The organism is Phenylobacterium sp. (assembly GCF_041920015.1).
Lineage (GTDB): Bacteria > Pseudomonadota > Alphaproteobacteria > Caulobacterales > Caulobacteraceae > Phenylobacterium.
The window spans coordinates 1-2,882 of the sequence record NZ_JAYRST010000145.1 but is presented as its reverse complement, the minus strand read 5'-3'; the positions used below and the strand labels follow the sequence as shown (position 1 = coordinate 2,882).

The 2,882-nt window shown below is 69.2% G+C and carries 4 protein-coding genes; 3 read left to right on the top strand and 1 reads right to left on the bottom strand.

What is annotated here, in order from left to right; translation table 11 throughout:
• Positions 1-684 (bottom strand): acetylornithine deacetylase (gene argE, locus ACE3TL_RS16855; RefSeq protein ID WP_374579813.1); only part of this gene is annotated, 684 nt, incomplete at its 3' end.
• A 91-nt stretch (positions 685-775) separates the two neighbouring features.
• Between argE and purU the strand changes: the two genes are divergently transcribed.
• The 3 genes from purU to ACE3TL_RS16840 form a co-directional block, all read left to right on the top strand.
• A complete protein-coding gene (gene purU, locus ACE3TL_RS16850; RefSeq protein ID WP_374579812.1) occupies positions 776-1,618 on the top strand; it encodes a formyltetrahydrofolate deformylase in 843 nt (280 codons plus the stop codon).
• Positions 1,619-1,624: 6 nt separating this feature from the next.
• Complete coding sequence (locus ACE3TL_RS16845) at positions 1,625-2,458, top strand: EamA family transporter (protein WP_374579811.1); 834 nt, start codon at positions 1,625-1,627, stop codon at positions 2,456-2,458.
• Positions 2,459-2,537: 79 nt separating this feature from the next.
• Positions 2,538-2,882: DUF2214 family protein (locus ACE3TL_RS16840; protein WP_374579810.1), on the top strand; the 345-nt coding region annotated here is incomplete at its 3' end.

Genomic DNA, 2,882 nt, shown 5'->3' with positions numbered 1-2,882 from the left:
GGCCTCTTCCTCCAGCCGCCCGGCCAGAGCCTGCAGCGAGACCAGCAGCGGGATCGCCTCCATGATCGCCGAAACGCCCAGGTGGGTCTGGCTGGAATGGGCCTCCTTGCCGGTCACGGTGACGGCGAAGGTCGCAATGCCTTTGTGACCGCTGACCGCCTCCATCATGGTCGGCTCGCCGACCACCACGAGGGCCGGGCGCGGCAGTTCGCGCGCGATGGTCGCGATCATGTCCGGCGCGCCCAGGCAGCCGATCTCCTCGTCATAGGAAAAGGCCAGGTGCACCGGCTTCCTCGGCCCGGCCGCCGCCAGGTCGGGCGCCGCGGCCAGCGCCAGGGCCAGGAAACCCTTCATGTCGCAGGTCCCGCGGCCATAGAGCCGCCCATCGTCCCTGGCCGTCAGCACGAAGGGATCGCTGGTCCAGGCCTGGCCGTCGACCGGCACCACGTCGGTATGGCCCGACAGCACCACCCCGCCCACCACCGCCGGCCCGATGGTGGCGATCAGATTGGACTTGGTCCCCTCCGCATTGGGGACGCGCCTGTGCGCCACGCCATGGCTGTCGAGATAGCTCTCCACCCATTCGATCAGGGCGAGGTTGGAATTGCGCGAGGTGGTGTCGAACGCCACGAGCTGGGCCAGGATATCCAGGGCGCGCGGGGTCAGGATTTCGGCGGATGACATGACCAGAACCTAACGCCCTGCGCGCCCGGTCACCAAGCGCAGAGGACGAAGCTTGACGTGTCGCTCAGGAATTGCGCCTAGAGCGGCCACCATGATCCTGACCCTCTCCTGCCCCGACCGGCCCGGCATCGTCGCCCGCGTCTCGACCTTCCTGTTTGAGCGCGGCGCCAACATTCTCGACGCCCAGCAGTACGACGACCAGGAGACCGGCAAGTTCTTCATGCGCGTGGTGTTCGACGCCGAGGGCGCCGACCTTCCCAGCCTGCGCGCCGGTTTCGAGGACATCGCCAAGGCTTTTTCCATGCGCTGGGCGCTGCGCGACCCGAAGGTCAAGCGCAAGGTGATGATCCTGGCCAGCCAGCAGGACCACTGCCTAGCCGACCTGCTCTATCGCTGGCGGCGCGGCGAGCTGCCGATGGAGATCGCCGCGGTGGTCTCCAACCACCCCATCGAGACCTACGCCAACCTCGACCTGTCGGACGTGCCGTTCCACCACCTGCCGGTCAGCCGCGCCACCAAGCTGGAGCAGGAGGCGGCGATCTGGAAGCTGATCCAGGAGACGCAGACCGAGCTGGTGGTCCTCGCCCGCTACATGCAGGTGCTCTCCGACGGCCTGGCCGCCAAGCTGGAGGAGCGCTGCATCAACATCCACCACTCGTTCCTGCCCGGCTTCAAGGGCGCGCGGCCCTATCACCAGGCGCACGAGCGCGGGGTGAAGGTGATCGGGGCCACCGCCCACTATGTCACCGCCGACCTCGACGAGGGCCCGATCATCGAACAGGACGTCGAGCGCATCAGCCACCGCGACACGCCCGCCGCCCTGATCCGCAAGGGCCGAGACATCGAGCGCCGGGTGCTGGCCCGCGCCGTGCGCTGGCGGCTGGAGGACCGGGTGCTGCTGAACGGCGCCAAGACCGTCGTGTTCACGGACTAGGGGCCGATGCCCCTCAGCGTCTTTGCGATCGTCCTGCTCGCCGCCCTGCTGCACGCGAGCTGGAACGCCATCGTCAAGGGCGCGAGCGACAAGCTGCTGACCACCGTGCTGGTCGCCGCCGGCTCGGCGGTGATCGCCATCGTCGCCCTGCCGTTCCTGCCGCAGCCCACCCTCGCGAGCTGGCCCTATCTCGGCGTCTCGGCCGTCCTGCAGCTCGGCGCCTACCTGTTGCTGGCCCGCGCCTATCGCGGCGCCGATATGAGCCAGATCTATCCGCTGATGCGCGGGACCGCGCCGCTGCTGGTCGCCCTGGTCGGGACCTTCGCGCTGGGCGACCACCTGGCGCCGGCCGGGTGGATCGGCGTGGCGCTGATCTGCGGCGGCGTGCTCAGCCTGGCGCTGGGCGCGCGTCAGGCCGACATGGCGGGCGTGCGCCTGGCCATGCCCAGCGCCTTGGTCATCGCCGCCTACACCCTGATCGACGGCGTGGGGGTGCGGCTCTCCGAAGCGGCGGTCGCCTACAATCTCTGGCTCTGCCTGCTGACCGGCGCGCCCCTGCTGGCCTGGGCCCTGGCGAAGCGGCGGGCCGAGTTCCTGACCTATGCCCGGACCAACGCCGTCTATGGCGCGGTCGGCGGGTTCGGCACCCTGGCGGCCTATGGCCTGGCGCTCTGGGCCATGACCAAGGCGCCGGTGGCGGCGGTGGCGGCCCTGCGCGAAACCTCGATCCTGTTCGCCGCAGCCATCGCCGCGATCTTCCTGCGCGAGAAGCTGACCCCGATCCGCCTGCTCGCCTGCGCCGTCATCGCGGTGGGCGCGGCGACGCTGAGGCTTGCATGACGCCGGCGGCGATTTAGTATTTACAATGTAAATTATTCCAGCCAGTCTGCACCTGCCCATTCGCAGAGAGAGGCTCGCCGTGACCGACCTTGCCCTCACCATCGCCCATCACCTGCTGGTCTTCAGCCTCGCCGCGATCCTTGCGGCGGAACTGGCCAGCGTTCGCCCTGGACTGTCGGGCGCGGGTCTGAAACGTCTGGGCGTGCTCGACATGCACTACGGCTTCATCGCCGCCCTGATCCTGATCGTCGGGTTCGGCCGGGTCTATTGGGGCGCCAAGGAGCCCGAGGCGTTCCTGGGCAACTGGGCCTTCTGGAGCAAGGTCGGCGTCTTCGCCTTGGTCGGCCTGCTGTCGGTCCCGCCCACCCTGCGCATCCTGCAGTGGCGCCGGCGCGCCCGCAGCGAGCCGGGCTTCGCCCTGACC

Bases quoted from the DNA above. Each gene is read 5' to 3' on its own strand.
- ACE3TL_RS16845 (WP_374579811.1), top strand. From the start codon at position 1,625: ATGCCCCTCAGCGTCTTTGCGATCGTCCTGCTCGCCGCCCTGCTGCAC.
- purU (WP_374579812.1), top strand. From the start codon at position 776: ATGATCCTGACCCTCTCCTGCCCCGACCGGCCCGGCATCGTCGCCCGC.